This is a genomic window from Mesorhizobium sp. (assembly GCF_004962925.1).
In the GTDB taxonomy this organism is placed as follows: domain Bacteria; phylum Pseudomonadota; class Alphaproteobacteria; order Rhizobiales; family Rhizobiaceae; genus Mesorhizobium.
Map to the genome: position 1 here is coordinate 287 of NZ_SUEO01000179.1, position 4,858 is coordinate 5,144.

The 4,858-nt window shown below is 62.8% G+C and carries 3 protein-coding genes; 1 reads left to right on the forward strand and 2 read right to left on the reverse strand.

The window, feature by feature from the left end:
• Window positions 1-239: 239 nt before the first annotated feature.
• Window positions 240-2,069, reverse strand: a complete 1,830-nt coding sequence (locus E5W87_RS26920) for a methyl-accepting chemotaxis protein (protein ID WP_292404565.1) — start codon at window positions 2,067-2,069, stop codon at window positions 240-242.
• 233 nt (window positions 2,070-2,302) lie between these two features.
• Here E5W87_RS26920 and E5W87_RS26925 point away from each other — a divergent pair, with 233 nt between their 5' ends.
• Window positions 2,303-3,190 carry a D-alanyl-D-alanine carboxypeptidase family protein gene (locus E5W87_RS26925; RefSeq protein ID WP_292404567.1) on the forward strand — a complete coding sequence of 296 codons (888 nt, stop codon included), beginning with the start codon at window positions 2,303-2,305 and terminating at the stop codon, window positions 3,188-3,190.
• Window positions 3,191-3,243: 53 nt separating this feature from the next.
• Here E5W87_RS26925 and E5W87_RS26930 read toward each other — a convergent pair.
• Window positions 3,244-4,858, reverse strand: a 1,615-nt coding sequence (locus E5W87_RS26930) for a type I restriction enzyme endonuclease domain-containing protein (RefSeq protein ID WP_292404569.1), incomplete at its 5' end; no start/stop codon positions are given.

Genomic DNA, 4,858 nt, shown 5'->3' on the forward strand with positions numbered 1-4,858 from the left:
ATCCAGGGCGCGCGATGCAGCGGTTTTAGCCGGCGCCCGTCGATATCGACCACTATCTCGGCGAGATGGCCGACCGTGAGATCGAGCGTTACCGAAATGCCCTTTGCCTTGATCGTGAGCGTATCCATGGCGCACCTGCTGATTCTGCCGGCGCCAGCAAACCCGCTCGGGGCCGGTTGCGCAAGCTGCGTGGCCGGCATTTTACGTCAGGCAGCACTGGCGTCGGCGCCACCGCACGCTTACTGCCGTTTGTATTCCCGCACCGGCGACTGGGTGCCGTCGGTGTAGGTGACCTGGACCGACATCGACTTCACGCTGTCGGCGACCTTGAAATAGGGCTGGTAGTCGTAGGGGATGGCGTAGGGGTCCTTGGGGTCGCAGGCCGGCATCTTGATCTCTTTGTCGAGCGCCGCACCGTTCAGGCCGTAGTGCACCGCCTTGATGGCGCAACGGTAGGACAGCATCTGGCTGAAATAGACCAGGCCGCGGTTGCCGCTGGCGTCGAAGGCGATCCACGATGTCCAGAACTGGTCGAGGATCTGCTTGTTGCCTTGCTGAAGTGCCGCCTCGGGGTCGAAGCGGATGTCGAACGGGCCGGTCTCGCGGCCGCTGACATCGAGATATTTGATCGCGATGCTGCCGGCGGCGGTGCTGTCGGGCAATTCGAAGCTCGGATTGGGCATCGGCTTGCCGGTGGTCTGGTCGTTGAGCGCCAGGAAGCCGGTTTCGGTGAACGGGCCGCTGTCGCCCATGCGCCATGAAATGCCGGTCGCCGGTTCGGGAATGGAGATGGTCATCGACCAGCCCTGGTTCGAGCGCATCGGCGTCAGCGTCGGGGCAAAGCGCTTGGCATCGAGCACGTCGCCAAGCGCTGCCAGCCGGCTGCGGCTGCGGTCCAGCCAGTCGGCAAGCTGGGTCTGGTCGACGAAATATTTGAGCAGCCCGCCATCCTTCTCATAGGACAGGAATTTGGTCAGCGCCGTCGCCTCGCTGCGTTTGTCGGACAGCGCCTGGAAGCCGAGGCGATCTTCCGAAAACTCCTGCGACAGCAGGAAATAGGCCGGCGCGAAATCGGCATTGGCGGCGACGAACGCGTTGAGCTTTTGGAGACGCTGCGCATCTTCGAACTGCAAGGCATGGACAAGCTTGATCGACAGCGCCTTGCCCTTGTCGGCCAGTGCGCCGAACACCTCGCGGGCACCGGCCTTGCCATCCTGCACCCGAAGCAGAGTGGCGAAGCGCGTGTAGGGGTCGATGGCGTCGACATCGAAGCCGGCGAAGGCGAGGTAGGAGCGCCGGGCATTGAGCATGTCGCCCGACAGTTCGTAGACGCGGGCATTGTGGTAAAACTCGTCCGGCCGCTTGGGCTCGGCGATCGCCCCGCCCTGTGCGGCAAGTGCGGCAAAACCTTTGGCGATGGTGTCGATCGAGACGGCGATCTGCTCGGTCGTCGCCTGCAGCTTCTCGGCCTGCGCCTGCTGCTGCTGCTGCCCGGCAGCCACGGTGTCGGCCAGGGTGTCAGTCGTGTGCTTGACCGCCTCGACGGTCTTTTGCGTCTGAGCCCCCTGCTCGGTCTGCTGCTGCTGGACCGAGGCGATCTCGTCGGTCTTTTGCAAAACCTTGTCGGTCGATTGCTTGACCGTCTCGACGGTCTTTTGCGTCTCGGTGACGGTCTGCTCGATCTTCGCCACCTTGGCGGAAACGATGCCCATCGAGCGCTGCAGCTCGGCCACGGCCGGCACCAGGCCGGCGACCAGCCCGTTCTGGGAATTTGTCTGCTGCTGAACGGCAAAGACGCCGCCGGCGACCGCCGCGGCGGTGCTGGCGAAGACCAGCGCCGGCAGCGCCTTGGCCGCCAGCACCAGCCGCAGCACAATGGCGATGGCGATGATCGCCGCGGCGATCGCGGCAACCAGCGCGATATAGGCGGCGAACGGCGCCAGCGGATTGAGGATGTCGGAAATGAAGCCGCCGACGAAGGCCACGCCGGTGGCCCATCTGCCGGTGCGGCCAAGAGATGCCCTGATAAGCGACGGCGCAGCGCCGCCCATGCCGATACCGCCCGCCATGCAATCCCCCAATACCCAATGCGCGCCCTTTCTAGCCGGAGCGCGACCGCGTGGGAAGATCAGGACAGGAAACAGGCGATTTGGGCCGCAGGTGATCGACGGCGCCGGCGCGGAAATGCGTTTATCCGGGGATAACCCTGGGCAAGACTGGCATTAACCAAATGGACGGCGCTTTTCGGTTAGGCTAGTTTCCCACTCGTTTCAGCAACAGTCTACCTTCAGAACAGACCATCTTGTCCAAACCGCGCCTCTTTCCGCTCATCCAAAGATTTGTCGCGGCGTTTGCGCTGCTGGGGCTCGTCGCCGGCTGCACGACGACGCCGCCGGAGACCATGCTGGCGGTGCCGGCGGCGCCGCAGAAATATGCCGCCATCGTCATCGACGGCAGCACCGGCAAGACGCTGTTCGAGGTCAATTCGACGGCGCCGCGCTATCCGGCGTCGCTGACCAAGATGATGACGCTCTACCTGCTGTGCGAGGCGCTGGACCAGGGCCGCCTAGCCAAGACGACGCTGATCCCGGTCTCCGACAACGCCGCCAGGCAGCCGCCGACCAAGCTGCGCTTCAGGCGCGGCGAGGCGATCGATGTCGAGACGGCGATCCGGGCGATCGTCGTCAAATCGGCCAATGACGTGGCGGTCGCCGTCGCCGAATATCTCGGCGGCAGCGAAGACGCGTTCGCCGCGATGATGACGGCCAAAGCGCGCCAGATCGGCATGCGCAGCACCGTCTTCCGCAACGCTTCGGGCCTGCCGGACGGCGTCCAGCAGACGACGGCGCGCGACATGGCGGTGCTCGGCATGGCGCTGCGCGCCCGCTTCCCGCAGCATTTCCACTATTTCTCCGAAAGCGACTTCATGTTCCGGGGCAGGCTGGTGCGCGGCCACAACGACATGCTCGGCCGCGTCCGCGGCGTCAACGGCATCAAGACAGGCTATATCAGAGCCTCAGGCTTCAACATCGTCACCTCCTACGATGCCGACGGCCGCCGGCTCATCCTCGTGGTGATGGGCGCCGACAGCGCGCGCCAGCGCAACGACCACGTCGAGGCGCTGATCCAGCGCAGCCTGTCGACGGCATCGAACACGACGACACGGCTGCTGTATGCGCAGGAGCAGTGAGGGGCGGTGCCCTAAATTTCGCCTATGGCCAAGGCGACCAGCCCAACAACGGTCTATAAAGCCGCCCTTGCAAAGCCGCCACTCATGGCTTGTTGCCAGACGTGCGCATAGACATTGCTCGCTACCAGCTTCTTCTCCTCGGGCGTAAAGGGCGGTGACGGCAGGCTTGCGAACACTTCGTCCAGAATGAACACCTCTACGTCAGCCTTGGTCTGTTCCTTCTCCCAAAAACGATCCAGTTCCGCCAATCGCGCCTTGATCGAAGCGAGCAGTTCCCGACTGGCCTGTTTGACGCGTTCGCGTGAGACCTTATCCAGGCCGTCTTTCCGAATGAGATCGAACAGAGCCAGTTCGTCATCGGCTAGGCCTTCCCTTGCCGCCCGTTTCTGTTCCTCGTCGAGACTGTTGACGAGCTCAACCAGCCGCCGAAATGTTTCCTCGATCGTTGCGCGATCCTTCTCACGGTTATAGGCGGCCACAATCTCCTCGTACTTGACTTGAAAATCCATACGCATCGGGTTGCGCGCCAGCATCTCGGCGAGTTTTTGCTCGACGATGTCTCGGATATCCTGAAGCGCGGTAGCCTTGCGCCTTACCTTCTTGGCGAACTCATCACGCAGCCGTTCGAGGTCGATCTGACTGAGATCGAAGGTCAGTCCTTCGGCTTGATCGTCACCGACGGTCTGCGTCCGGATGGCTTCGTTGATGATCCGGTGCAGTTCCTTGAGCAGTTCCGTCACATCAGCTGTATCGCGCCGCTCGGTCAGCTTCTTGTAGATCGCTTCTACATTGTCATGCCGCTCGGCGTATGCCCAAGCGCTCGGCTCAACGAGCAGCGCCTTGAACCGGGTGAAGACCTGCCGCGCCATGATTTCGAAGCGCCGCTTACTTTCGTCACTCGAATAGACGGCTTCAACTGCATCGGCGAGCCCCTTGATCCGCGCGAACCCCTTCGCCCCAACCAGTGTAGCCGGATCGCAGCCAAGCCCACGCAAATGAGCGTCGGTCGCCTCGATGGCTTCGATGAGCGCCTGCACCCGCTCTTCTATGGGTGCGATGATTTCCTCGCCGCCTGTTCCGTCATCGCCAAGCGCGTATTGCGCTAAGGCCGCACGGAGGCTCGCCAGCATGCCGTTGTAATCGACGATCAGCCCGAAATCCTTGCCGGGATAAACCCGGTTCGCCCGCGCGATAGCCTGCATCAGCGTGTGTGCCTTCATCGGCTTGTCGATGTAGAGGGTCGCGAGGCATTCAACATCGAAACCCGTCAGCCACATGGCGCAGACGATCCCCACGCGGAATGGGTGCTTTGGGTTCTTGAAGGCAGTTTCGACATCGACGCGCTCGCCGCCATCGGCTTCGAAACCCTTTTTCATCAGGGCTCGGTGCGGGATGATGTCGAACCCCCATTTCTTGAAATCGGCGACCTCGTTTTGCGCCTCGCTGATGATGATCCCGATGACCGTCTCGTCGAGCCAATTGGCTTTCTTTTCGAGCTGGGCGACCTCATCATTCAGCGCCGCACGGGCGCCTTCGTCGCCGGGCGCGGCGGCTTCTGTCTTCCTGGCTTCTAGTACAGCGCGCACTTCTGCCGCCTTCGCCCGCCAGCGCGGCATGATCCGCTCGTGCATCCGGGCGCAAGTGATCTTGTCGATGCAGACGAACAGC

Bases quoted from the DNA above. Each gene is read 5' to 3' on its own strand.
- E5W87_RS26920 (WP_292404565.1), bottom strand. From the start codon at position 2,069: ATGGCGGGCGGTATCGGCATGGGCGGCGCTGCGCCGTCGCTTATCAGG.